General features: G+C 73.1%; 23 protein-coding genes. 13 read left to right on the forward strand and 10 right to left on the reverse strand.

The genetic code is table 11. The annotated features are described in order from the left end of the window. Nucleotides 1–41: 41 nt before the first annotated feature. The 4 genes from OHL10_RS08915 to secA all read left to right on the forward strand — a co-directional run bounded on the left by OHL10_RS08915 (nucleotide 42) and on the right by secA (nucleotide 6,271). Nucleotides 42–956 carry a ComF family protein gene (locus tag OHL10_RS08915; protein ID WP_265521847.1) on the forward strand — a complete coding sequence of 305 codons (915 nt, stop codon included), beginning with the start codon at nucleotides 42–44 and terminating at the stop codon, nucleotides 954–956. 190 nt (nucleotides 957–1,146) lie between these two features. After that, entirely contained in the window at nucleotides 1,147–1,794 is a 648-nt protein-coding gene (gene hpf, locus OHL10_RS08920; RefSeq protein WP_265521848.1) for a ribosome hibernation-promoting factor, HPF/YfiA family, read from the forward strand. A gap of 75 nt (nucleotides 1,795–1,869) precedes the next feature. Next, nucleotides 1,870–3,096 carry a winged helix-turn-helix domain-containing protein gene (locus tag OHL10_RS08925; protein ID WP_265521987.1) on the forward strand — a complete coding sequence of 409 codons (1,227 nt, stop codon included), beginning with the start codon at nucleotides 1,870–1,872 and terminating at the stop codon, nucleotides 3,094–3,096. A gap of 163 nt (nucleotides 3,097–3,259) precedes the next feature. Then, nucleotides 3,260–6,271, forward strand: coding sequence for a preprotein translocase subunit SecA (gene secA, locus OHL10_RS08930; RefSeq protein WP_265521849.1), 3,012 nt, complete (start codon nucleotides 3,260–3,262; stop codon nucleotides 6,269–6,271). Nucleotides 6,272–6,311: 40 nt separating this feature from the next. Here secA and OHL10_RS08935 read toward each other — a convergent pair whose 3' ends face one another. Further along, on the reverse strand, nucleotides 6,312–6,833 hold the full coding sequence (locus OHL10_RS08935) for an Rv3235 family protein (protein ID WP_265521850.1): 522 nt from the start codon (nucleotides 6,831–6,833) through the stop codon (nucleotides 6,312–6,314). A gap of 66 nt (nucleotides 6,834–6,899) precedes the next feature. Then, nucleotides 6,900–7,943 carry a LysM peptidoglycan-binding domain-containing protein gene (locus tag OHL10_RS08940; protein ID WP_265521998.1) on the reverse strand — a complete coding sequence of 348 codons (1,044 nt, stop codon included), beginning with the start codon at nucleotides 7,941–7,943 and terminating at the stop codon, nucleotides 6,900–6,902. A gap of 158 nt (nucleotides 7,944–8,101) precedes the next feature. On the opposite strand from OHL10_RS08940, the gene OHL10_RS08945 reads away from it, so the two are divergent. Continuing rightward, nucleotides 8,102–8,650: a hypothetical protein gene (locus tag OHL10_RS08945; RefSeq protein ID WP_265521851.1), complete on the forward strand. Its 549-nt coding sequence runs from the start codon at nucleotides 8,102–8,104 to the stop codon at nucleotides 8,648–8,650. Nucleotides 8,651–8,717: 67 nt separating this feature from the next. On the opposite strand, the gene OHL10_RS08950 is transcribed toward OHL10_RS08945, so the two are convergent. Beyond that, nucleotides 8,718–8,933, reverse strand: coding sequence for a helix-turn-helix domain-containing protein (locus tag OHL10_RS08950; RefSeq protein WP_265521852.1), 216 nt, complete (start codon nucleotides 8,931–8,933; stop codon nucleotides 8,718–8,720). Nucleotides 8,934–9,070: 137 nt separating this feature from the next. Between OHL10_RS08950 and OHL10_RS08955 the strand changes: the two genes are divergently transcribed. The 3 genes from OHL10_RS08955 to OHL10_RS08965 are packed head-to-tail and all read left to right on the forward strand — an operon-like array spanning nucleotide 9,071 to nucleotide 11,683. Further along, nucleotides 9,071–9,727: a hypothetical protein gene (locus OHL10_RS08955; protein ID WP_265521853.1), complete on the forward strand. Its 657-nt coding sequence runs from the start codon at nucleotides 9,071–9,073 to the stop codon at nucleotides 9,725–9,727. Next, entirely contained in the window at nucleotides 9,724–11,124 is a 1,401-nt protein-coding gene (locus OHL10_RS08960; RefSeq protein ID WP_265521854.1) for a CpaE/TadZ family protein, read from the forward strand. The genes OHL10_RS08955 and OHL10_RS08960 overlap by 4 nt, the downstream gene beginning before the upstream one ends. Nucleotides 11,125–11,128: 4 nt before the next feature. After that, entirely contained in the window at nucleotides 11,129–11,683 is a 555-nt protein-coding gene (locus tag OHL10_RS08965; RefSeq protein ID WP_265521855.1) for a DUF6912 family protein, read from the forward strand. A 24-nt stretch (nucleotides 11,684–11,707) separates the two neighbouring features. Here the strand turns inward: OHL10_RS08965 and OHL10_RS08970 are convergent, their stop codons facing one another. From OHL10_RS08970 to OHL10_RS08995, 6 genes are all read right to left on the reverse strand, one after another. Continuing rightward, nucleotides 11,708–12,523, reverse strand: coding sequence for a M15 family metallopeptidase (locus OHL10_RS08970; RefSeq protein WP_265521856.1), 816 nt, complete (start codon nucleotides 12,521–12,523; stop codon nucleotides 11,708–11,710). Between the two features lie 5 nt (nucleotides 12,524–12,528). Beyond that, on the reverse strand, nucleotides 12,529–13,311 hold the full coding sequence (gene hisN, locus OHL10_RS08975) for a histidinol-phosphatase (RefSeq protein WP_265521857.1): 783 nt from the start codon (nucleotides 13,309–13,311) through the stop codon (nucleotides 12,529–12,531). Nucleotides 13,312–13,457: 146 nt separating this feature from the next. Continuing rightward, nucleotides 13,458–14,519 (reverse strand): ribosome small subunit-dependent GTPase A, encoded by a 1,062-nt coding sequence (rsgA, locus tag OHL10_RS08980; protein ID WP_265521858.1) that lies wholly within the window; start codon nucleotides 14,517–14,519, stop codon nucleotides 13,458–13,460. Continuing rightward, nucleotides 14,519–15,844 carry a 3-phosphoshikimate 1-carboxyvinyltransferase gene (gene aroA / locus OHL10_RS08985; RefSeq protein ID WP_265521859.1) on the reverse strand — a complete coding sequence of 442 codons (1,326 nt, stop codon included), beginning with the start codon at nucleotides 15,842–15,844 and terminating at the stop codon, nucleotides 14,519–14,521. Before aroA ends, rsgA begins: the two co-directional genes overlap by 1 nt. A 93-nt stretch (nucleotides 15,845–15,937) precedes the next feature. Then, entirely contained in the window at nucleotides 15,938–16,558 is a 621-nt protein-coding gene (locus OHL10_RS08990) for a DoxX family membrane protein (RefSeq protein ID WP_265521860.1), read from the reverse strand. A 141-nt stretch (nucleotides 16,559–16,699) separates the two neighbouring features. Then, nucleotides 16,700–17,245, reverse strand: a complete 546-nt coding sequence (locus OHL10_RS08995) for a ferritin (RefSeq protein ID WP_265521861.1) — start codon at nucleotides 17,243–17,245, stop codon at nucleotides 16,700–16,702. A gap of 166 nt (nucleotides 17,246–17,411) precedes the next feature. Here OHL10_RS08995 and OHL10_RS09000 point away from each other — a divergent pair, with 166 nt between their 5' ends. After that, complete coding sequence (locus OHL10_RS09000; RefSeq protein WP_425498986.1) at nucleotides 17,412–18,194, forward strand: sigma-70 family RNA polymerase sigma factor; 783 nt, start codon at nucleotides 17,412–17,414, stop codon at nucleotides 18,192–18,194. Continuing rightward, nucleotides 18,191–18,511 carry a mycothiol system anti-sigma-R factor gene (gene rsrA, locus OHL10_RS09005; protein WP_265521863.1) on the forward strand — a complete coding sequence of 107 codons (321 nt, stop codon included), beginning with the start codon at nucleotides 18,191–18,193 and terminating at the stop codon, nucleotides 18,509–18,511. The genes OHL10_RS09000 and rsrA overlap by 4 nt, the downstream gene beginning before the upstream one ends. Before the next feature lie 142 nt (nucleotides 18,512–18,653). Here rsrA and OHL10_RS18730 read toward each other — a convergent pair whose 3' ends face one another. Next, nucleotides 18,654–18,728, reverse strand: coding sequence for a 50S ribosomal protein bL37 (locus tag OHL10_RS18730; protein ID WP_099052597.1), 75 nt, complete (start codon nucleotides 18,726–18,728; stop codon nucleotides 18,654–18,656). A gap of 223 nt (nucleotides 18,729–18,951) precedes the next feature. Here OHL10_RS18730 and OHL10_RS09010 point away from each other — a divergent pair, with 223 nt between their 5' ends. The 3 genes from OHL10_RS09010 (at nucleotide 18,952) to OHL10_RS09020 (ending at nucleotide 21,476) form a co-directional block, all read left to right on the forward strand. Beyond that, on the forward strand, nucleotides 18,952–19,893 hold the full coding sequence (locus tag OHL10_RS09010; RefSeq protein ID WP_265521864.1) for a DUF4097 family beta strand repeat-containing protein: 942 nt from the start codon (nucleotides 18,952–18,954) through the stop codon (nucleotides 19,891–19,893). Then, nucleotides 19,893–20,504, forward strand: a complete 612-nt coding sequence (locus tag OHL10_RS09015) for a PadR family transcriptional regulator (RefSeq protein WP_265521865.1) — start codon at nucleotides 19,893–19,895, stop codon at nucleotides 20,502–20,504. The genes OHL10_RS09010 and OHL10_RS09015 overlap by 1 nt, the downstream gene beginning before the upstream one ends. An 87-nt stretch (nucleotides 20,505–20,591) precedes the next feature. Next, nucleotides 20,592–21,476 (forward strand): DUF4097 family beta strand repeat-containing protein, encoded by an 885-nt coding sequence (locus tag OHL10_RS09020; RefSeq protein ID WP_265521866.1) that lies wholly within the window; start codon nucleotides 20,592–20,594, stop codon nucleotides 21,474–21,476. Nucleotides 21,477–21,492 lie beyond the last annotated feature (16 nt).

The raw sequence follows: 21,492 nt of genomic DNA on the forward strand, positions 1-21,492 counted from the left end.
GACGTGAGCACGACCCGGGCACGGTCGCCGATGATCGTCGGGTGGACCACCCCGCCGGCACCGGCCGCCCCGACCCTCCCACCGCACCGGGGCGCCCGAGGTCGCCCGGCCTCCGGCGGGCGGCTCGCACCGCTGCGGATGCGCTGTCCCGGCTCGTGCTTCCCGTCGAGTGCGCGGGGTGCGGGCTGCTCGACGTCCCGCTGTGCGAGGGGTGCGCCGCGGCCCTCACCACGGCGCCGCGGAGGTGCGAGGGCGCGGCGCCGCGGCTCGACCGGGTCGACGGGTCCGCTCCGCTGCCCGTGTGGGCGGTGACGCCGTACGTCGGGCCCGTCCGCGAGCTCGTCGTGGCCTGGAAGGACCGGGGGCGCGCCGACCTCGACCGCGCGCTCCACGAGAGCGTCCGTCGCGCCGGAGCCGTGCTCGGAGCGCGCCTGGTCACCGCTGCTCGCCTGCTCTCCGGCCCGGAGGCCCCGGCGCGGCTCGTCGTCGTGCCCGCGCCGTCGACCGGTGCTGCGCGGCGGGCCCGTGGACGCGACCCGGTCCTCGACCTCGCCCGGGCCTTCGGCGCCGGCGTTGCCTCCGCCGACCCGCCAGAAGGGGTCGACGTGGGTGCGCCCGTCGACCTCTCGGTGGCGTCCGTGCTGACCCAGCGGCGACGCACCCGGGACCAGGTCGGGCTCGGTTCACGGGCCCGTGGTGGACGTCTGGAGGGTGCGGTGACGTCCCGTGAACGGGCGGTGCGCCGGCTGCTCGTCCGGGGGACGAGCTGTGTCGTCGTCGACGACGTGCTGACGACCGGGGCGACGTTGGCGGCGTGCGAGACGGTCCTGCGCGAGCACGGCGCCTCGGTCCTGGGCGCATTCGTGCTCGCCGCGACGCCGCCTCCGGCCGGGTTCGGCGGCACCCCGGGTGCTCATCGTGGGTTGGTGCTGCCGACACCGCCTGCGGGGGGTTAACCTTGGGGTCCCAGTCGTCGGGTGGTCCGCGAACAGTGCGGACGACGCCGTACGGCACGAGTCCACCGGGCCACGTCCCGGCAGGGGAGGTGGTAGTCCAACGGCGCCCCGCAGGGGATGCCCGACCACCGCCCGAACGGGGCCAGACCGACGTCGGTCCGTCCCCGCGAACCACACCGTGGAGGCTCACATGGAGATCGTCGTCGTCGGCAGGCACACGGAAGTGGCTGACCGCTTCCGCCAGCACGCGGAGGACAAGCTCGCGAAGGTCGAGCAGCTCGCACCGACCACCCAGAGGATCGATGTCGAGGTCACCCACGAGAACAACCCCAGGCTCTCCGGCGTCCGTGAGCGCGTCGAGCTGACCGTCCGCGCCAAGGGACCCGTGATCCGCGCCGAAGCCGCAGCCGACGACCGGTTCGGTGCGCTCGACCTTGCGATGAACAAGCTTCAGGAACGGCTGCGCCGCACTCGCGACCGGCGCAAGGACCACCGCAGCAACACGGTCGTGCCGCCGGTCGACGTCCGACCGTTCGACCCCGCGGACCACGCCCCGCCGCCGGAGCCGCCGAAGCCGCCCGCGGAGCCGGGCGAGACGGTGGAGACCACCCTGGGCGACTCGCCGGTGGTCATCCGGCAGAAGCTCCACACGGCAGAGCCGATGACCGTCGACGACGCGTTGTACGAGATGGAGATGGTCGGTCACGACTTCTTCCTCTTCGTCGACGTCGAGACGTCCCGTCCCTCGGTCGCCTACCGCCGCCGCGGGTGGAGCTACGGAGTCATCGCGCTCGACACGTCCTGCGACTGCACGGACACAGCCGGTCACCAGCACTGAGCACCAGCACTGAGCACTGAGCCGGGTGCCATCGACGATGTCGGTGGCACCCGGCAGCATGTTCGGGTGGACACCATGTCGCTCGCGCAAGCACGTCGCGTCGCCCTCGCCGCCCAGGGCCTGCACCGTCCGCGCGCAGTCGGCGGACCTGCTCGCTCGATGCGGCACGTCCAGGGAGTGATCGACCGGCTCGGGCTGCTGCAGATCGACTCGGTCAACGTCCTCGCCCGGGCGCACCTGCTCCCCGTGTACTCCCGGATCGGCCCGTACGACACCGCGCTGCTCGACCGCGCGGCAGGCCGTGCGCCCCGCCGCCTGGTCGAGACCTGGGCCCACGTGGCCTCGTTCGTCCCGCCGGAGACGTACCCGCTCCTCGAGTGGCGGCGTCGCCGCTACCGCACCGACGCCTGGGAGTCGATCAGCGGTGTCGCGCGCACGCACCCCGAGGTGGTGGAGCGTGTCCGCGCGGTCGTCACCGAGCAGGGACCCGTGACCGCCAGCGAGGTGCACGACCTCTTCGTCGCTGACGGCACCGCCCAGCCCCACGAACGCGATGGGTGGGGCTGGAGCTGGACGGTCGCGAAGCGCGCGCTCGAGTTGCTGTTCTTCACGGGCGAGATCGCCTCGGCGCGGCGCAACGCGGCGTTCGAGCGCTGCTACGACCTCACGGAGCGGGTCCTGCCGCCGCACGTGCTGGCGATGCCCGCCGTGAGCGACGCGGACGCGGTGCGTGCACTCGTCGAGATCGGGGCACGGGCGCACGGCGTCGGCACCCTGCGGTGCTTCAAGGACTACTTCCGCCTCACGGGCCCGGCGGTGCGCACGGCGCTCGGTGAGCTCGTCGAGGCGGGGACCCTCGCGCCCGTGCAGGTCCGTGGCTGGGACGCTCCGACCTACCGCCACACCGCCGCCGCCGTCCCGCGACGAGCGAGCGCGATCACGCTCCTCAACCCGTTCGACCCGCTCGTGTTCGAGCGCGCCCGGCTCGAGCAACTGTTCGGCGTGCACTATCGCATCGAGATCTACGTCCCGGCGGCCCGGCGCGTGCACGGCTACTACGTGCTCCCGTTCCTCGAGGGCGAGAACCTCACCGCCCGGCTGGACCTCAAGGCCGACCGGCGGGCCGGCGTCCTGCGTGTCCAGTCGGCCCACCGCGAGCAGCGCGCGACGAGCACCACCGCGTGGGCGCTCGCGAACGAGCTCCTCACCATGGCGTCCTGGCTCGGGTTGTCGTCGGTCGACGTGCGACCGGTCGGTGATCTCGCGCCGGAGCTCGCCGCCGAGATCGCGCGGGACGGGTAGCGCGGGTCAGTTCGTCGGACAGCGGAACGCCGTGGCCGGTCGGTACCCGCCCGACCGCCTACGATGGTCTGTGGTGTGATCCAACCGACTGCCCGACAGGCGGTCGCCTCGCATTCGCCCTGCGGCCACCCGGCTCGGGGCGCGATCGATACGGGAGAACTGCGTGCCTGCGATCCTCGACAAGGTCCTGCGTTTCGGCGAGGGCCGGATCCTCAAGAAGCTGTCCGGTATGGCGGACCAGGTCAACAAGCTCGAACCCAGCTTCCAGGACCTGACGGACGAGGAGCTCCGCGAGGAGACGGACCGCTTCAAGGAGCGCCTGGACCAGGGCGCCTCGCTCGACGAGCTGCTGCCCGAGGCCTTCGCGACGGTCCGTGAGGCCGCGCGTCGCACGCTCGGCCAGCGGCACTTCGACGTGCAGATCATGGGCGGAGCGGCCCTGCACCTCGGCAACATCGCCGAGATGAAGACCGGTGAAGGCAAGACGCTCGTCGCGACGACCGCGGCGTACCTCAACGGACTGACGGGCAAGGGTGTGCACGTCGTCACCGTCAACGACTACCTCGCCAAGTATCAGAGCGACCTCATGGGCCGCGTCTTCCGGTTCCTCGGTATGTCGACCGGGGTGATCCTCTCCGGACAGACACCGGCGCAGCGTCGCGAGCAGTACGCCGCCGACATCACCTACGGCACGAACAACGAGTTCGGCTTCGACTACCTGCGCGACAACATGGCGTGGTCGACGGACGACCTCGTCCAGCGCGGCCACCATTTCGCGATCGTGGACGAGGTCGACTCGATCCTCATCGACGAGGCCCGCACCCCGCTCATCATCTCCGGCCCCGCGTCCGGCGACACGAACCGCTGGTACGGCGAGTTCGCGAAGGTCGTGCGCCGGCTGAACCGCGACACCGACTACGAGGTCGACGAGAAGAAGCGCACGATCGGTGTGCTCGAGCCCGGGATCGCGAAGGTCGAGGACTACCTCGGCATCGACAATCTCTACGAGTCCCTCAACACGCCGCTGATCGGCTTCCTCAACAACGCCATCAAGGCCAAGGAGCTCTTCCGCCGCGACAAGGACTACGTCGTGCTCAAGGGCGAGGTCATGATCGTCGACGAGCACACCGGGCGGATCCTCGCGGGTCGCCGGTACAACGAGGGCATGCACCAGGCCATCGAGGCGAAGGAGAACGTCCAGATCAAGGCGGAGAACCAGACGCTCGCCACGATCACGCTGCAGAACTACTTCCGCCTCTACGACAAGCTGGCCGGGATGACCGGTACGGCCGATACCGAGGCCGCGGAGTTCCAGGGCACCTACAAGCTCGGTGTGGTGCCGATCCCGACGAACCGCACCATGCAGCGCATCGACCAGGCGGACCTCGTCTACAAGAACGAGGACGGCAAGTTCGACGCCGTGGTCGCCGACATCGTCGAGCGGCACGCCGAGGGCCAGCCCGTCCTCGTCGGCACGACGAGCGTCGAGAAGTCCGAGCTGCTGTCGGCGAAGCTGAAGAAGCAGGGCGTCCCGCACGAGGTCCTCAACGCCAAGCAGCACGAGCGCGAGGCCGCGATCGTCGCGCAGGCTGGGCGTAAGGGCGCCGTGACCGTCGCGACGAACATGGCCGGCCGCGGTACGGACATCATGCTCGGCGGGAACGCCGAGTTCATGGCGGTCGCGGACCTGGCCGCACGGGGACTGGACGCCGCGGAGAACGCCGAGGAGTACGAGGCCGCGTGGCCGGACGCCCTGGAGAAGGCGAAGGCGGCGGTCGCCGCCGAGCACGACGAGGTGGCCCAGCTGGGCGGCCTCTACGTGCTGGGCACGGAGCGGCACGAGTCGCGCCGAATCGACAACCAGCTGCGTGGACGCTCCGGCCGACAGGGTGACCCGGGGGAGTCTCGCTTCTACCTGTCGATGCAGGACGATCTCATGCGGCTGTTCAACTCGGGGCTCGCGGAGTCGATGATGACGCGCGCCGGCTTCCCGGACGACGTGCCGCTCGAGTCGAAGATGGTCACGCGCGGCATCGCGAGCGCGCAGGGTCAGGTGGAGTCGCGGAACTTCGAGATCCGCAAGAACGTCCTCAAGTACGACGATGTCCTGTCGCGTCAGCGCACGGTCATCTACGACGAGCGCCGCCGCGTCCTGCAGGGCGAGGACCTGCAGGAGCAGGTGCAGCACTTCCTCACCGACGTCGTCACGGCCTACGTGGACGGCGCGACGATGGAGCCGAACGCCGAGGACTGGGACCTCGAGGGTCTGTGGACGGCGCTGCGCGCCGTGTACCCGGTGTCGATCGAGGTCGACGAGGTCGTCGACCAGGCGGGTGGCGAGGCGCGCCTGACGCGCGAGATCGTCCTGGAGGAGATCCTCTCGGACGCGCGCCACGCGTACACGGACCGTGAGGAGTCGCTGGGCGAGGCGAACATGCGCCAGCTCGAGCGCAGGGTCGTGCTGTCGGTGCTGGACCGCAAGTGGCGCGAGCACCTCTACGAGATGGACTACCTCAAGGAGGGCATCGGCCTGCGCGCGATGGCCCAGCGCGACCCGCTGGTCGAGTACCAGCGCGAGGGCTTCCAGCTGTTCCAGGCGATGACCGAGGCCATCAAGGAGGAGTCGGTCGGCTTCCTGTTCAACCTTGAGGTCAAGGTCGCCGAGCCCGGGACCTCGGGGCCTGCGATCAGCACCACCGACGCCGTCGCCGCGGCGCAGTCCGCCGCGGCGCAGGGACTGGGCGGCACGGCCGGTGCGGTCGTCGCGGCTGCCGGCGCTGCCGGTGTCGCTGCGTCGCGGGCGCAGGACGCCGCGACCGAGGACGCGCCGACCGGGGAAGCGGCCACCGAGGACGCGCCCGTGGACGACGAGGTCGACGAGACCCCGGAGCCCGCGGCGCCGTCGGCCTTCACACGCTCGGAGCCCACGCTCATCGCGAAGGGGCTCGACGGACCGGACCGCGAGGTGCCGCTCCAGTACACCGCGCCGAGCGAGGACGGGACCGGGGCCGCTGTCGTCTCGAGCGACGGACGTCGCGCCCGGCGAGCGCTCCACGGGGAGGCGACCGCCGCCGAGGGCGACGGGCGGACGTTCCCGGGGACTCCTCGCAACGCGCAGTGCCCGTGCGGCTCGGGCAAGAAGTACAAGGTCTGCCACGGCAAGAACGAGGAGTGACCTGAGGTCGACCTGAGGCGCCGGGCGACCGTCCGGCGCCTCAGCCGATCTCGAGCGCGACGACGCGCCAGGTTCCCCGTCGGGCCTCGAGCCGCACGGCCGCGGCGCGGACACGGTCGTCGTCCTCGACGACGACCGTGGCCTCCGCCGCCGTCTCGCCGATGCGCACGACGCGTGCCCGCCGGATCTGCACGGGCAGGGTGGCGGGCTTGCGCGACGGTGCCGCCTGCGTCAGGCGGGCGCGTCGCGAGAGCGCGTCGTAGATCTCGGGTGCGACCCATCGGGTGAGCTGCGCGACGGGCCGCTCGGCGCGCAGCGTCTCGAGCGCCGCACGGACGACGGCGCAGCACAATGCCGTCGGGTCGGGTAGCGGCGTCTGCTGTGCGGGTGCCCCCACCGGGCGCTCGTCCTCGACGGCCCGCCGGGTGACGGCGCGCTCCGGGTCGTGGAGGGTCAGCGGCCGGCCGCTCGGCCGCGCCGTGGCGTGCAGGTGCCGTGCGCGTGCCTCCACCCGGGGGGTGACGCTCGTGCGGACGGGGACGGGCAGCGTGGTGACGGTCATGGCGGTGCTCCTTCGGGTGCGCGGGGGAAGAGCGGGTGGCTGCCGGCGACCGGGCGCCGACGATCGTCAGCGGGGTGGTGCGAGGATCTGGCCGGGAAGGATGAGGTCGGGGTCGTCGCCGATGACGTCCCTGTTCGCCTCGAACCAGCGACGCACCTCGACGGCGACCTCGTGCTCCTCGGCCGCGGGCTCGAGCGCCGCCCGGGCGATCGACCACAGCGTGTCGCCGCGCAGGACCACGACCTCCCCCCGGCTCTCCGTGCCGCGGGTCGACGTGTCGGCCGGGGCAGCGGTCCGTTCCGTCGTCGACTGCTGACCCGGGGTGGGCGTCACCTGGTCGCGCTTCGTGCTGCGGGCGCCTGCCGCCGACTCCTCGGGGATCGATGTCGTGGACTGGTCCGGGGTCGCTCGTGATCCATCGACTGCGGTGTCTCCGGTGGGCACGGGGGCGGTCTCCGTCGAGCGGTCGTCCGAGGAGTCCTCCGTACGGTCCACCGACAGCTCCGCGGTGGTGTCGGCCGCGGGGCCGCCCGAAGGCTTCGGCGAAGGTTCGCCTGAGGGGTCTGGCGTGGGCTCCGGCGAGGGGACGCTCGCCGCGGTGGGCCCGGGGCCCGACCCGGCGACCGCCTGGACGGCCTCGACCGTCGGGACCCATCCGAGATCGACGGCGACCTGGCCCTCCTGCTGCGAGGGGTCGTGGGGAGTGCTCGCGTGGGCGGTGCTGCCGCCGAGCACGAGCCCAGCCCCGACGGTGGCCGTGACGCCCAGCCGGGCGAGGCGCCGGACGGCCGCCGGGGCGTGTCGCCGCACCATCGTCTCCCCGAGGCGCCAGCGCGTACCGATCCTCTCGGCGAGCACGCAGACGGCAGCGAGCGTCGCGGTCAGGCTCACCCATGCGGCGACGAGCGCACCGATCACGACGACGAGGATCTCGACGTACACCTCGAGACGGGGAGAGGGAAGGGTGGAGACGAGGCCGCCCGTCCGTAGCACGAGGAGGAGCGTCACGACGCCGAGCGCGGTGCCGAGACCGGTGAGGGCCACGAGGTGTCCGCGCCGTGACGTTGCCTGCATCGTCAGCCGCCCGTGTGCGCTGTCCTGGTCGGTCATGGCTTCCCCCTCGCATCGATCGCCTGACGATCTTTGATGCAGTTTGATGTCGTTTGATGTTTCTACATCCAACTGGAAGATCCTTGTCGTGTCCAGTGATTGCTCGTCATGTGGACGCGGAAGGGGTTCGTCTGGGGCACTCCCGCTACGGTGTGGCCGTGCGCTGGGAGGAGCTCTTCGACGATCTCGAGTCGCAGGTCGCGGCTGCCCACGCCGAGGAACGCGCGGCGCAGGTCGCGGACCTCACGCGGGCCGAGCTGTCCACGGTCACGCTCGTCGATCGTCTCCGGACGGCCGGCACGGTGGGCGTCCACCTGCTCGACGGCTCACAGGTGAACGGTCAGGTGCGGGACGTCGCGGCAACCTGGGTGCTCGTCGCCGAGCACCGGCGCCAGCACCTCGTGCCGCTGCACGCCGTCGCGGCGGTCGACGGACCAGGCCACCAGGCTCTCCCCGGGAGCTCCCCGCGGCCCGACGGCCCCGGACTCGGCCACGTCCTGCGCGCCCTGATGCGCGACCGGGTGGTCGTGCAGGCCCGTACCGCGGCGGGGGTCTTCACGGGCCGGATCGCACGTGTCGGGCGCGACCACCTCGACCTCGGGTCGCCGGGTCCCTCCACCTACGGTGCGTCCGCACCGCTCGGCCCCGGACGGGGTACGACACGGCTCGTGCCGTTCGCCGCGCTGCTCAGCGTGAGCGAGACGTGACGTCGGGTGAGGTCGGGTGACGGCGGGAGCGGGCGTCCGAGGGGTCAGCGAGGCGGCGGCGCCCCGCTCAGCCCTCGAACTCGCCGGCGTCGATCCGCGAGCGGGTCTGCGCGTACATCCGCTGGATGTACCCCTCGAGCTCGGCGGCCTCGACACGCCACTGCCCCCGACCGCCCACCTGGATCGCCGGGAGCTCGCCCGAGCGGACCAGGGCGTACGCCTGCGCCGCGGAGATGTTGAGCTCCTCGGTCACGTCGGCGAGGGTGAGGAATCGCGGGGCCATGGCAGAAGTCTGACACGGCACCCCGGGGCAGGCAGGTTGTCCACAGGGTGCCGCCAGCACGCCGCCCGCACCGACATCATGGTGCACGCAGCGCCCGACGACCCGTCCCCGACCGCCCGACGACGAACGGACACACGATGAGCACGACCACCGACAGGCTGCCCGCGCCGGCCGCCACCAGGCTGCGCCGACCTACCTGGCGCGACCCGCGACTCCTCGTCGGGATCGTCATCGTCGCCGCGTCGGTCGCGCTCGGCTCGTGGGCGGTGTCCTCGGCGGACACCACGGTCGACGTGTACGTGGCCGACGGCGTCCTCACCCCGGGCGAGCCCGTCACGGGGGCGCAGGTCCGCACCGTCAAGGTCCAGCTCGGCGACGAGGCGGGCAAGTACCTGCTCGCCGACGAGCCCTTGCCCTCCGACGCGGTGGCGCTGCGGGTCGTGGCGGACGGCGAGCTCGTCCCGCGCAGCGCCTTCGGCGACCTCGCCGACCTCGACGCGCGTGCCGTGGCGATCCCGGTGGGCAACGCGCTCTCGGACCGGATCTCCGCCGGGTCGCAGGTCGACGTGTGGTTCGTCCCGGCCGTCTCCCGCGAGCAGGAGGTCGGCGACCCGCGCCCGCTCACCGGCGGCGTGACGGTGGTCCAGGTCGCGGAGGGCGGTGGCAACCTCGTCGTGGGCGGCACGAGCACCATCCACGTCCTCGTCCCGACCGAGGAGCTGCCCGACGTGCTCGGTGCGCTCGCGGCGGACGGCACCATCGCGGTGGTCCCGGTGGGCGGGGGGGCCGCATGACCGCCGAGGTCCCGGTCGGTCTCGTCGCGGTCCTCTGCGCGGTCCGGGGAGCGGGGGAGTCCGAGGTCGTCACCGCGCTGAGCGCACCAGGCTCCGGGATCCTCGTCACCCGTCGCTGCGCGGACCTCACCGAGCTCCTCGCCGCCGCCGCGGCGGGCGCGGGACGGGTGGCCGTCGTCTCCGCGGACCTGCCCTCGCTGGACCGGGACGCGGTCGCGCACCTGCACGACCACGGGGCGCGGGTCGTCGCGATCTCGGACGGCAGCGGATGGCAGGACGACCGGCTCCGGGCGCTCGGTGTCGACGTCGTCATCGTGAGCCCGACGCCCCACGAGCTCACCGCGGGCGTGCACGAGGCAGCCACGACCGCGCCGGACGGCTCGCGACCTCCCGCAGGGCCTGACCAAGAGCGCTCGGTGCCCCCGACGGACCCGGAGCCGCCGCGCCAGGGTCGCCTCGTCGCGGTGTGGGGCCCGACGGGTGCGCCCGGACGGACGACGATCGCGATCAACCTCGCTACCGAGCTGGCAGGACCTCCGTCCGCGCGACGGCGTGTGCTGCCGGGTCTCCTGCGCCGTGGCGCCCCGGTCTCCGGTGACGTCCAGGTGCCCGACGCCGCCCCGCGAGGACCGTCCGCCGAGGTGCTGCTGGTCGACGCGGACACCTACGGTGCGTCCGTCGCGCAGCACCTGGGCCTGCTCGACGAGTCGCCCGGGCTGGCGGCCGCGGCACGCAGCGCCGGGCAGGGTGCGCTCGACCGGCACGGGCTCGCGACGCTCACCCCGTCCGCCGTGCCGGGGATGCGCCTGCTCACCGGGATCTCCCGCGCCGCCCGGTGGCCCGAGCTCCCGGGCGCGTCGCTCGACGTGGTCTGGGAGCACGCGCGCGAGCTCGCGGACTGGACCGTGGTCGACTGCGGGTTCGGGCTCGAGACCGACGAGATGCTCACCTACGACACCCGGGCGCCGCAGCGCAACGCCGCGACCCTCAGTGCGCTCGCGGCCGCCGACGTGGTCGTCGTCGTGGGCTCCGCCGACCCCGTCGGCGTGCAGCGGCTCGTCCGCGGGCTCGGTGAGCTCACCGACACCGGCGCGGCGACGGGTGCCCTGCGCATGGTGGTCGCGAACCGAGTGCGCGCCTCGGTGGTCGGCCCGCGGCCCGAGGCCGCGGTCCGCGAGGCCATGGCCCGGTACGCCGGGGTGCACGAGCTGCACACCGTCCCCGAGGACCGGGACGCGTGCGACACGGCGCTGCGGGAGGGCCGCGCGCTCGCCGAGGTCGCGCCCGACTCCGCGGTACGGCGATCGGTGGCGGCCCTGGCGGCCGACCTGCGGGCACGGCTGGACGGGTCGGACCACGACGCCGGCGGCGTGCCGTCGCTCGAGACGGCACACTGATCCCATGCGCATCTACCTGCCCGCCACCCTCGACGAGCTCGACGACGTCACCGTCACGCCGACCGGCGCCCGGTGGACGCTCGCGCCCCGTGCCGCCCACGCGGTGACCACGGCGCTGGTGCGCGCCCTGCCGGACGAGGATGACGAAGGGCTGGAGTTCACCGCGGCGCTCGAGGCGGCGGACGACTCGCTCACGCTCGTCGCTGCGCGACCGGGGGCACCACGACAGCGCCTCGTGGTGACGCTCGAGGTGCCCGACGGCGCGGTCCAGGTCCGCGTCGACCCTGCGGCCGGTGTCGGTGTGGGCGCCGAGGACGACGACGAGCTCGCGCCGAGCGCGGTGGAGGTCGTCCGCACGGTCTCCGACGCCCCCGTCGTGTGTGTGCACGTCGACGAGGTCGAGGCCGCCGAGGACATCGCGGCCGTACTCGCCGCGGCCGACGCCGACGACCCGCAGGCCGACGCCGCACTCGACGCGGCGCTCGAGCGCGTCACCGACCGCGACCTGCTCTGGTACGACTGGTCGGAGCTGCGGGACGTCCCGCGCGTCGACGGCTGAGGTCTTGGCCGCCTGACGTGACCGTCAGTCGTCCGCCGAGCCAGCGGGTGGCAGGCCGAACACGTCTTCCAGCGTCGTGAGTCCCTCGTCCTGCATCCAGGTGGCGAGCTCGCGACCGACCCACCGGAAGTGCCACCCCTCCGACAGATACCCCGTGACGGACTCCTGTCCGGGGGCGTAGCGCAGGATGAACCCGTGGCGGCTCGCGTGCTCGGCGAGCCAGACCGCCTCGACCGTCTCGTCGAAGCAGAGGCGGGCGAGGTTGCACCCCGGCCGCGTGCTGCTGCCGAAGTCCACGGCGAGCCCGCTCTGGTGCTCGCTGTGACCCGGCCTCGCCGAGATCTGCTCTCCCACCACCCGGCCGTTGCGGGCGATGGCCCCTGCGTGCGCCCGGTGCTGCGCCTCGTACGAGCGGAACGCGCTCGTGAGGGTGACGTGCACACCGTCCTCGCGGGCGGCGTCCAGCAGTGTGCGCAGGTCGCCGGCCACCATCTTCCGCACCTGGTGCCCCTGGACCGTGACCAGGTCGTCGGGTTCGTGATCGAGGGGATCGAACGCGCGGTCCGGGTTGACGACCACCCACGGGCTGTCGGGGTCGGACGTGGAGTGCGCGGTCAGGTCGATCCCGAGTGCCTCGACCTCGACCTCGACCTCGGCCTCGGCCTCGGTCTCCGCCTCCGTGTCGGGCCCGGAGTCCGTCCTCGGTGTCGTGGTCGGCGTCGTCGGGAGCGCGGGGGACTCGGGAAGGGTCGGGTCCGCCGGAGCGGGTCCGCAGGCGACGAGCGCGAGCAGCACGGCCGTGCCGAGGACGGGGCGGACGGGTCCGCGGCGTCGGAGCATACCGGTCACCCCAGGCGGCCGAGGACCTCGTCGTGCAGCAGCCCGTTGGTGGCGACGGCGTTGCCGCCCCAGGGTCCGTCGACGCCGTCGAGCGAGGTGAAGCGGCCACCGGCTTCCGTGACGATGGGCACGAGGGCGGCCATGTCGTACAGCTCGAGCTCGGGTTCCGCGGCGGCGTCGACCGCGCCCTCCGCCAGGAGCATGTACGACCAGAAGTCGCCGTAGGCGCGGGTGCGCCACATGTCGCGCGTGAGGCCGACGAACGCGTCGAGGGTGCCTCGCTCCTCCCAGCCGGACAGCGAGGAGTACGACAGCGACGCGTCGGCGAGCCGTGAGACCCCCGAGACGTGGAGCCTGGACGCGGCGGCCAGCGACTTGCCCGTCCATGCGCCCGTCCCGGTCGCGGCCCACCAGCGACGTCCGAGGGCCGGAGCGGACACGAGGCCGACGACGATCTCGTCGCCGTCCGCCAGGGCGATGAGCGTCGCCCAGACGGGGACGCCACGCACGAAGTTCTTGGTGCCGTCGATCGGGTCGACGATCCAGCGTCGGGCGCCGTGCCCGGTCTCGCCGTACTCCTCCCCGACGATCGCGTCCCGTCCGCGGGCGCGGCCGAGGTGGCTGCGGATGATCTCCTCGGCGGCACGGTCCGCGTCGGAGACGGGGGTGTTGTCCGGCTTCGACTCGACCGCGAGGTCGAGCGCCTTGAAGCGGGACATCGTGTGCGAGTCGACCTGGTCGGCGATCACATGGGCGAGGCGCAGGTCGTCCTCGTACGTCCGGGTCATGGCTCACACCGTACTCAATGGACGGGGGGCGGGGTGCTCGCCTCGCCCGGGACGCGCGGGCCGGTGGACCTGCGCACGCCCGTCGACGGTGATGATCGGTCGGTGCGGGGTGGTGGTGCCGGCCCCCTGAGGTGATGTGCGCCAGCCTAGGCGGCGGCCGTTCGTGCGGTGAGCAACCGTCGGAACGACTCGAGCCGGGCGGCCCGGGCGTCGCGAACGTCCTTGGCGGAGTCCTCGATCCACTCGTCGAGCGCGCAGTCCGGGGCGTCGTCGAGGTGGGTACAGCCACGGGGGCACCGGGCCGCGACCTCGTCGAGGTCGTCGAAGGCGCGCAGCAGGTGCCCGACCTCGACGTGGGCGAGGCCGAACGACCGGACGCCCGGGGTGTCGATGACCCACCCCGCCGGTGCGCCGTCCTCCGCCCGCAGCCGGAGCGCCACGGCGGAGGTCGAGGTGTGCCGTCCTCGTCCGGTGACGTCGTTGACGACCCCGACCGCGCGCAGGGCGTCGGGGACGAGCGCGTTGACGAGGGTCGACTTCCCGACCCCCGAGTGGCCCACGAGGACGGACGTGCGCCCCTCGAGCTGGTCCCGGACGGCTGCGAGCGGTGCGACGCCCCAGCCGGAGGGGTGCGTGGTGTCGGGCACCCGGTGGGTCACCACGACCGAGACCCCGAGCGGCTCGTAGAGCTCGCGCAGCGGGGCCGGGTCGGCGAGGTCGGCCTTGGTGAGGCAGAGCAGGACGTCCATCCCGGCGTCGTACGCCGCGACCACGCACCTGTCGATCATGCGGGTGCGTGGCTCGGGCTCGGCGAGCGCGGTGACGATGACGAGCTGGTCGGCGTTCGCGACGATGATCCGCTCGTAGGGGTCGGTGTCGTCGGCGGTGCGCCGCAGGACCGCGCTGCGGTCCTGGATCCGCACGATGCGCCCGAGGGAGCCGTCCTCGCCGGTGACGTCCCCGACGACGTCGACCCGGTCACCGCAGACGACGCGCGTGCGGCCGATCTCCCGGGCCTTCATCGCGAGCACGACCCGTTCGTCGGGCGCGCCCTCGTCGACGAGCAGTGTGTAGCGGCCGCGGTCGACGCCTGTGACGAGGGCGGAGACGGCCTCGGTGTGCGCCGGGCGCTGCTTGGTGCGCGGCCGGCTGCCGCGCTTGCCCGGCCGGGAGCGGAAGTCGGACTCGTCCGGGACGCGTCGGGCCATCAGGCGCTCGTCGCCCCGAGCATCCGTGACCACAGGCCCGTGAAGCCCGGCAGAGTCTTCGCGGTCGTGCCGACGTCCTCGACCGTGACACCCGCGACGCGCAGCCCGAGGAGGGCGCCCGACGTCGCCATGCGGTGGTCGTGGTACGTCCGGACCAGCCCGCCGTGCAGGGGGCGCGGGGTGATGACGAGACCGTCGTGCGTCTGCTCAGCCTGCCCGCCGAGCCGGGTGATCTCGGTGGACAGAGCCGCGAGCCGGTCGGTCTCGTGCCCGCGCAGGTGCGCGATGCCGCGCAGCCGGCTGGGGGAGTCGGCGAGCGCGGCGAGTGCGGCGATCGTCGGGGCGAGCTCGCCGCACTCGTGCAGGTCGACGTCGATGCCCCGCACCTCACCCGTCCCGCGCACGGTCATCACGTCGCCCGTGAGCTCGGCGGTCCCGCCCATGGTGGTGAGGAGGTCGGCGAGCATCGCGCCGGGCTGGGTGGTCGACGTCGGCCAGCCGGGCACCCGGACGGTGCCGCCAGCGACGAGGGCGGCGGCGAGGAACGGTCCGGCGTTCGAGAGGTCGGGCTCGACCTGGACGTCGCGGGCGGCGATCGGGCCGGGCTCGACGCGCCAGATCGCGGGCCGGCTGTCGTCGACCTGGACGCCGACCTGCCGCAGCACCTCGACCGTCATGTCGATGTGGGGCATGCTCGGCAGCGTCCTGCCCGTGTGCCGGACGGTCAGTCCCTGGTCGTAGCGCGCCGCGGCGAGGAGCAGACCCGAGACGAACTGGCTCGAGGCGGAGGCGTCGATGTCGACGGACCCGCCGCGCACGTGCCCGCGCCCGGTCAGGGTGAACGGCAGGGTCGTGGGCGTCCCCTCGATGGTGACGCCGAGCGCCTGCAGGGCTGCGAGGACCGGGCCCATCGGACGGACCCGGGCGCCCGGGTCGCCGTCGAAGGCGACCTCGCCCGTGGCCAGCGCCGCGACGGGCGGGAGGAACCGCATGACGGTACCCGCGAGACCGCAGTCGACCGCGGCGGGGCCGTGCAGCGGCGCGGGCGTGACGTGCAGCTCGCTGGGAGCGGCGCCCTCGGTGACTCCCGTCCCGAGGCTGCGCAGCGCGGCGATCATCAGGTCGGCGTCGCGGCTGCGCAGGGCTCCGCGCAGGACTCCGGGACCGTCCGCCAGTGCGGCGAGCACCAGCAACCGGTTGGTGAGGGACTTGGACCCCGGCACCTCGACCGTCGCGTCGAGCGCCGCTGTCGCCGTGGGCGCCGCCCAGTCGTCCGTGGACGGGTCCGAGGGCTGAGGTGCGGCGGCAGGGGAGGCGACGGTCATGGTCCCCAGGCTAGTGGAGCGCGAGCACACGGCGCCCGGTCATCCGGCCGACGGACGACCCGCCGCGGCGACCTGCGTCTGCTCGACGCGACGTCAGACCGTCGAGCGGACCGACGCCGCGGCGTCGTGCACAGCCTTGCGGGTCTTCTTCGTCGTCGTGCGAGCCGCCTTGCGGGCGGAGCGGGAGACGTCGTGCGCAGCGCTCTTGGTGGCGGCGACGACGGCGTCCTGCCGGGCGTCCTTGGCGCGTGCCAGGTCGTGGCGCGCCTTCGCGACCCGCCACTGCACACCCGGTCGGCCCTCGTAGTCGGCCCCGGCGATGAGGGCGGCGCCGATCGCACCGAGGTTCTTCGCGAACTTCGCGGTCCGCTCTGCGCGGGTGGCCTCCCCGCCGGTGAAGGGCTGGTTCGCCACCGCGAGCGGCACCGCGAGCCCGGCGAGCGTGAGCGCCGCCACCCGAGGCGCCTTGCCGGTGGCCAGGAAGAGGCCGGCGACGACCGTCGCGACGCCGTGGACCCGCACGAGGGACGAGACCTGGCGGTCGCTCAGCCGGGTGTCGAGCCCGACCCGTTCGCCCAGGTCGCCGGTGTCCGTGACGAGCTCGATGCCCTCGCGTGCCGCGCGCACGTGCTCGGCCGGCCGGAGGGCGGCCTGCGCGCCGTCGTAGATGAACCAGCAGGCCAGCATCGGCCTCGCGACGTGACGCAGCAGCATGCGCTCTCCTCGGGTACTCGTCGTGCGGGCGGGTCGCGGCGCCGTCCGGCGCGCGACGTTCCGTTCCCAGCGTGTCCTATCGGCGAACGGGTCGCCACCCGGTGCGGTCCGGGTGGCGACCCGCAGGTCGGTGGGTGCGGCTCAGAGCGCCCCGCCGGCGGCCTCGGGCGCGTCGGCCGACTCGCCGCCGTCGCCGATCTGCTCGCGGGCGACGTAGTTCTCCAGGTCGAACAGGTTGTCCCCGGCCCGCTGGGCCACGGTCAGCAGCGTGGAGGCGGACGCGACCTCCTCGACCTGCTCCTTGAGGAACCACAGGAGGAACTGCTCGCCGAGGGCGTCGCCCTCGTCGCGGGCGGCACGGAAGATCGCCTCGATCTGGGCCGTGACCTGGCGCTCCTGGTCGAGCGCGAGCTGGAGGGGCTCCACGACGTCGTTGAACTCGTTGCGGACGCTCCCCGTGCCGGGGATCTCGATGGGCAGGTCCCGGTCGAGGTGGTACTGGACGATCATCATGCCGTGGTTGCGCTCCTCGACCGCCTGGCGGTAGAAGTGCGCCGCGAGCTGCGGCAGGTCGTGGGAGTCGAACCACACGGCGATCGCGATGTACTGCTGGTGCGCGTCGAACTCGTGGCCCACCTGCTCGCGCAGCAGGGTGAGGAAACGTGACGGGCTGTCAGAGGTGGTCATGCCCTGCACGCTACCGATCTCCGGCGTCGGGCACACCCCATGATTGCCTCTCCTCACCTGCTCCCGGCAGCGCGGGGAGGCGGGGGCGCCGAGCGGGAATGCGGGCGGCAGCGTCGAGGTTGCACCGATCGTGACCCCTGTACTCCTTGCTCCCGCATCTCCCGGCCTGGAGGCCGGCGCCGGCCCGGCGCGCGGGTCGGGCGTGCCGCACGCGGTGCACCCGCTGGGGGTCCCGGGCGTCTCACCGAACAACCCATCGATCGGGGGTCTAGGCTCGTTGCTGATGACTGAGCGAACCACGGAGGGTGCAGGCGGCGCCGAGAGCGACGCCGAGGGCACCGAGACCAACCGCGCACCTGCGGCGGAGAGCGATGCGGCGCGTGCCGCGCGCTTCGAGCGGGATGCGCTGCAGTACCTCGACCAGCTGTACTCGGCGGCCCTGCGGATGACCCGCAACCCGTCGGACGCCGAGGACCTGGTCCAGGAGACGTTCGCGAAGGCGTTCGCGGCGTTCCACCAGTACCGGCCGGACACCAACCTCAAGGCGTGGTTGTACCGGATCCTCACGAACACGTTCATCAACACCTACCGCAAGAAGCAGCGGGAGCCCCAGCAGTCCCAGGCCGAGGACATCGAGGACTGGCAGATCGCCCGGGCCGCCTCGCACACGTCGCAGGGACTGCGCTCCGCGGAGGCCGAGGCGCTCGACCGTCTCCCGGACTCGGACGTCAAGCGGGCGTTGCAGGAACTCCCCGAGGACCGCCGCATGGTCGTCTACTACGCGGACGTCGAGGGCTTCCCCTACAAGGAGATCGCGGAGATCATGGGGACTCCGATCGGAACGGTCATGTCGCGGCTGCACCGCGGGCGGCGCCAGCTGCGCGAGCTGCTGAGCGACTACGCGGCAGACCGTGGACTGGTGGGCTCGAAGCCCGGAGGTGAGTCGTGAGTCAGCACGAGACGTCGGCGCGTGGCGCCGAGGAACCCGTGACGCCGATCCCGCACTCGACCGAGGGTGAGTCGGAGTGCGAGCACGCGCTCTCGCACCTCTACGAGTTCCTGGACTCCGAGATGACGCCGGACGACGAGCTGCGGATGCGGGCGCACGTCGCGCACTGCTCCCCGTGCCTGGCCGAGCTCAGCGCCGAGGAGATCGTCAAGCAGCTCGTGCGCCGCTCGTGCCACGAGCAGGCGCCGGCGCAGCTCCGCGCACGCATCCACGCGCAGTTCACCGTGCTCCGCACGACGACGGTCATCGAGCAGTAGATCGAGCACCAGGCGGCGACGGCACGACGACAAGGGCCCTGTCCTCCACCGTGGTGGGGGACAGGGCCCTTGTCGTGCACCGCCTCTCGGCGGTGGGCACTCGCCCGGAGGGCGCCTGATCGCGCCCTCGACGGGCGGGCTCTCAGGCGTTGGGGCGCTTGCCGTGGTTCGCTGCGTTGCCCTTGCGGCTACGACGCTTGCGTCCGCGCTTGCTCATGGTCTCTCTCCTCACCGCTTCTCAGCGTGTCGACGTCCCGGCGCCACCTTCGCGGCGCGCGGACGTCGTGGTCTGCTCCATGGTCCCACACACGGACCCTTGCCCTCCCGCAGAACGCGATATATCGTGTCTCGCAGAACGCGATATATCGCGTGCCGCCCACCGCGATCCGTCGACGCCCCGTCGACGAGGCGCCCGGTGGGCACGGAGACCGAGGAGCACCGTGACCACGCAGACGCCGCGCGAGACCTGGACCGTCACCGGTCCCCAGATCCTCGACCTCGCCGAGGTCGTCCGCCTCGACGCGACGATCATGAACGGCCGGATCGACGTCGTCGCCCACGAGGACCCGGCCGAGCGGGGCGCGCGTATCGAGGTGCACGACGTCGACGGCCGCCCCCTGGAGATCCGGTTGGACGGCGGCACCCTGCGCGTCGGCTACACGTTCGACGGCACCGGGTGGAAGAACTTCCTCGACCGGTTCCGCACCTACAGCGGCAAGGACTCGGTCGACGTCTACGTCGCGGTGCCGGCGGACGCGGACGTCCGGGTCGCGACGGTGCGGGGAGACGGTCTCGTGGCGGGCGCACGCCAGGGTGCGCGCGTCGCCACCGTCGCCGGCACCCTGATGGTCGCGGACTCGACCGGCGCGCTCGCCGTCGACACCGTCTCGGGCGAGGTGACCGTGAGCGACCACGAGGGCAGCCTGACCATGGAGTCGGTATCCGGCGACCTCACGGCGACGGGCGCGCTGACCGACGTCCGGCTCGACACGGTCTCCGGCGCCGTGACGATCGACACGCGGAGCACGCCCGACGCCCTGTCGGTCAACGCCGTCTCGGCGGACGTCCTCGTCCGGCTGCCCGACCCGGACGCGATGAGCTACACGGCGCGCTGCGTCAGCGGGCGGCTGCTGATCGACGGGGTCGAGTACCGCACGGCGGCGGGGTCGTTCAAACGCCCCGGTCCGGGTGCTCTCTCCGGTGGCGACGGCGACCCGGCCCGGCCCGTGAGCGTGACCGCGGTGTCCGGCAACGTCACGATCCTGCGGGGGGCGCCCGTGCGACCCGCGGAGCCCGCCGTGTCGGGCGACGTCGCCTCCTCGTGGGGGTCGCCCGGCGGTGCGGACGACCACCGGGTACGCGGCGACGTCGAGGACCGCTGATGTCCTCCGTCTTCGCGCACGGCGAGCTCCGGCTCTACCTCCTGGCCCTCCTCGGCGCCGGGCCCAAGCATGGCTACGAGCTCATCACCGAGCTCTCCGACCGGTTCGGCGGCACGTACCGGCCGAGCGCCGGGACGATCTACCCGCGCCTGGCGCGGCTGGAGGACGAAGGGCTGGTGCGCCGCAGCGCCGACGGCCGGAAGTCCACCTACGAGCTCACGCCTGCCGGCCGGGCCGAGGTGGACGCCCGGGCGGCCGACGTCGCGGCGCTCGAGCACGGCATCGCCGAGACGGTGCGCCAGCGCGCGCAGGAGCTGCGTGCCGACGTCCAGGGCTCGATGCGCGGGCTGCGCGCGGAGCTCGCGGCCGCGGCGCAGGACGCCCGGGCCCGCCCCCGACCCGCCCCACCCGGGGCGGCGCCCGATCCTCGACGACGCGAGTCCTACGCGCGCCGGATGGACGCGGAGGCGCTGCTCGTCCGGTTCCGCGACGAGATCCGGGCGGACCTGCGCCGCGCCGACGCCGCGAGCACCGTGAGCGACCTGACCCTCGACACGCTCCGCACCGTGCTCGACGGCGCACGGACGGCCGTGCGCGCGACGCTGCGCTGAGTGTCCCGACCGACCCACCCGACCGACCACCCGACCAACCCGAACGAACGACACCCGGTACCACCAGCACCCAGAAGGAGCGCCACCATGACGTACGACGCCTACCAGCCCACCGACGGCCCCACCGACCAGCCGGCCGACCAGCACACCAACGGTCGCTCGGTACCCGGCACGGAGTCGTGGACCGTCTCCGCCGCGCAGAGCTTCGACGTCGCGGACGTCCGTTCGCTCGTCGTCCAGCTCACGGGCGGAGCGGTCGACGTCGTCGCCGACCCCGCTCGCCACCAGGGTGTGCACGTCGAGGTCCAGGAGGTCTCCTCCCGCCCGCTGTACATCACCCTGCGCGACGGCGAGCTCCGGGTCGCCTACGACTTCGCCGGCATCGAGGGCCTGGTCGACCGCGTGCGTGGCCTGCGGGACAAGGACTCCGCCGTGGTCCGCCTGACCGTCCCCGCGACCGTGCCCGTCCGGGCCGTGGCGGTCGGTGCCCGCGTGACCGTCACCGGGACCCGCGCCGCCCTCTCGGCGAGCACCGTCACCGGAGCCGTGCGCACCGCCGGCACGGCGGCCCCGCTGACGGTCAAGACGGTCTCCGGGCCGGTCGACGTCACCGAGCACACGGGCGACGCGCGCGTGAGCACGACGTCGGGTGCCGTCGCCCTGGCCGGGCGCCTCGGCCGGGTGTCGGTCAACACGGTCTCGTCCGCCGTGTCGATCGTCTCGCCGCAGACGACCCCCCTGGTCACGGCCAAGACCGTCTCGGGCGCCGTCAGCGTCCGCCTGGGAGCGGGGACCGGTGTCAACCTGCGGGCACGGAGCGTGAGCGGCAAGGTCGTCCTCGACGGCGCACAGCTGCCCGGTGACGCGCAGCGCACCACGTCGGTGGACCACGTCGACCACGAGTCGGGCGCCCCTGCCGCCTATCTCTCGACGAGCACCGTCTCCGGGACGGTCACCGTCTCGCGCGGCTGACCCGTCTCGCGCGGCT

Source organism: Oerskovia flava (assembly GCF_026163685.1).
GTDB classification, from domain to species: Bacteria; Actinomycetota; Actinomycetes; order Actinomycetales; family Cellulomonadaceae; genus Oerskovia_A; species Oerskovia_A flava.

What these genes read in the sequence shown, in the direction of transcription:
- OHL10_RS08965 (WP_265521855.1), top strand. Translation starts at nt 11,129, where the DNA reads ATGCGCATCTACCTGCCCGCCACCCTCGACGAGCTCGACGACGTCACC.
- OHL10_RS08925 (WP_265521987.1), top strand. Translation starts at nt 1,870, where the DNA reads ATGTCGCTCGCGCAAGCACGTCGCGTCGCCCTCGCCGCCCAGGGCCTG.
- aroA (WP_265521859.1), bottom strand. Translation starts at nt 15,844, where the DNA reads ATGACCGTCGCCTCCCCTGCCGCCGCACCTCAGCCCTCGGACCCGTCC.
- OHL10_RS09015 (WP_265521865.1), top strand. Translation starts at nt 19,893, where the DNA reads ATGTCCTCCGTCTTCGCGCACGGCGAGCTCCGGCTCTACCTCCTGGCC.
- OHL10_RS08955 (WP_265521853.1), top strand. Translation starts at nt 9,071, where the DNA reads ATGAGCACGACCACCGACAGGCTGCCCGCGCCGGCCGCCACCAGGCTG.
- OHL10_RS09020 (WP_265521866.1), top strand. Translation starts at nt 20,592, where the DNA reads ATGACGTACGACGCCTACCAGCCCACCGACGGCCCCACCGACCAGCCG.
- hisN (WP_265521857.1), bottom strand. Translation starts at nt 13,311, where the DNA reads ATGACCCGGACGTACGAGGACGACCTGCGCCTCGCCCATGTGATCGCC.
- OHL10_RS08940 (WP_265521998.1), bottom strand. Translation starts at nt 7,943, where the DNA reads ATGACCGACCAGGACAGCGCACACGGGCGGCTGACGATGCAGGCAACG.
- OHL10_RS08995 (WP_265521861.1), bottom strand. Translation starts at nt 17,245, where the DNA reads ATGACCACCTCTGACAGCCCGTCACGTTTCCTCACCCTGCTGCGCGAG.
- OHL10_RS08960 (WP_265521854.1), top strand. Translation starts at nt 9,724, where the DNA reads ATGACCGCCGAGGTCCCGGTCGGTCTCGTCGCGGTCCTCTGCGCGGTC.
- OHL10_RS08935 (WP_265521850.1), bottom strand. Translation starts at nt 6,833, where the DNA reads ATGACCGTCACCACGCTGCCCGTCCCCGTCCGCACGAGCGTCACCCCC.
- rsgA (WP_265521858.1), bottom strand. Translation starts at nt 14,519, where the DNA reads ATGGCCCGACGCGTCCCGGACGAGTCCGACTTCCGCTCCCGGCCGGGC.
- OHL10_RS08990 (WP_265521860.1), bottom strand. Translation starts at nt 16,558, where the DNA reads ATGCTGCTGCGTCACGTCGCGAGGCCGATGCTGGCCTGCTGGTTCATC.
- hpf (WP_265521848.1), top strand. Translation starts at nt 1,147, where the DNA reads ATGGAGATCGTCGTCGTCGGCAGGCACACGGAAGTGGCTGACCGCTTC.
- OHL10_RS08950 (WP_265521852.1), bottom strand. Translation starts at nt 8,933, where the DNA reads ATGGCCCCGCGATTCCTCACCCTCGCCGACGTGACCGAGGAGCTCAAC.
- OHL10_RS08970 (WP_265521856.1), bottom strand. Translation starts at nt 12,523, where the DNA reads ATGCTCCGACGCCGCGGACCCGTCCGCCCCGTCCTCGGCACGGCCGTG.